Origin of the sequence: Actinoplanes utahensis (assembly GCF_016862455.1) — a bacterium.
In the GTDB taxonomy this organism is placed as follows: domain Bacteria; phylum Actinomycetota; class Actinomycetes; order Mycobacteriales; family Micromonosporaceae; genus Actinoplanes; species Actinoplanes utahensis.
The window spans coordinates 1-1,623 of sequence record NZ_BOMZ01000140.1 but is presented as its reverse complement, the minus strand read 5'-3'; the positions used below and the strand labels follow the sequence as shown (position 1 = coordinate 1,623).

The window sequence follows — 1,623 nt, the reverse complement described above, 5'->3', positions numbered from 1 at the left end:
GGTTAGTACTATGAGGTTCGTCTTGGGCGCTTCTTTGCGGGTACGGGAATATCAACCCGTTATCCATCGACTACGCCTCTCGGCCTCGCCTTAGGCCCCGACTCACCCAGGGCGGATTAGCCTGGCCCTGGAACCCTTGGTCATCCGGCGGAAGGGGTTCTCACCCTTCATTCGCTACTCATGCCTGCATTCTCACTCGTATGGCGTCCACGACTGGATCACTCCGCCGCTTCACCCGCCATACGACGCTCCCCTACCCATCCACACACCTGCACAAGAGAAACAAGTCCTCAAGCGAAGTTAATGTGTGAATGCCACAGCTTCGGCGGTGTGCTTGAGCCCCGCTACATTGTCGGCGCGGAACCACTTGACCAGTGAGCTATTACGCACTCTTTAAAGGGTGGCTGCTTCTAAGCCAACCTCCTGGTTGTCCATGCGATCCCACATCCTTTTCCACTTAGCACACGCTTAGGGGCCTTAGCTGGCGATCTGGGCTGTTTCCCTCTCGACTACGAAGCTTATCCCCCGCAGTCTCACTGCCGCGCTCTCACTTACCGGCATTCGGAGTTTGGCTGATTTCAGTAAGCTTGTGGGCCCCCTAGACCATCCAGTGCTCTACCTCCGGCAAGAAACACGCGACGCTGCACCTAAATGCATTTCGGGGAGAACCAGCTATCACGGAGTTTGATTGGCCTTTCACCCCTAACCACAGGTCATCCCCCAACTTTTCAACGTTGGTGGGTTCGGTCCTCCACGCAGTCTTACCCACGCTTCAACCTGCCCATGGCTAGATCACTCCGCTTCGGGTCTAGAGCATGCGACTAAAGACGCCCTATTCAGACTCGCTTTCGCTACGGCTACCCCACACGGGTTAACCTCGCCACATGCCACTAACTCGCAGGCTCATTCTTCAAAAGGCACGCCGTCACCCCTCAAGGCTCCGACGGATTGTAGGCGAACGGTTTCAGGTACTATTTCACTCCCCTCCCGGGGTACTTTTCACCATTCCCTCACGGTACTTGTCCGCTATCGGTCACCAGGAAGTATTCAGCCTTACCAGGTGGTCCTGGCAGATTCACAGCAGATTCTAGGAGTCCGCTGCTACTCGGGAACACTGTAAGGAGGCTAGAAACTTTCGTTTACGGGACTCTCACCCTCTACGGTCGGCTTTCCCACGCCGTTCAACTAGCAGCTAGCTTTGTAACTCCTCGAGGCAATGTCAGTAACCTCGAACAGGTCCCACAACCCCCCACACGCAACGCCTGACAGCTATCACACGTATAAGGTTTAGGCTAGATCCGCTTTCGCTCGCCACTACTCACGGAATCACGGTTGTTTTCTCTTCCTACGGGTACTGAGATGTTTCACTTCCCCGCGTTCCCCTCACATGCCCTATGAATTCAGGCATGGATGACACGACATGACTCGTGCCAGGTTTCCCCATTCGGACACCCTGGGATCACAGCTAGGTTGGCAGCTCCCCCAGGCCTATCGCGGCCTCCCACGTCCTTCATCGGCTCCTGGTGCCAAGGCATCCACCGTTCGCCCTTGACAACTTAACCACAAAAAACAAGATGCTCGCGTCCACTGTGCAATTCTCAACCAACGACCAACCCACAACCT

General features: G+C 55.5%; 1 rRNA gene. It reads right to left on the bottom strand.

The annotated features are described in order from the left end of the window. Positions 1 to 1,562 (bottom strand): 23S ribosomal RNA (locus Aut01nite_RS43015); the annotation flags it as partial. Positions 1,563 to 1,623: the final 61 nt, after the last annotated feature.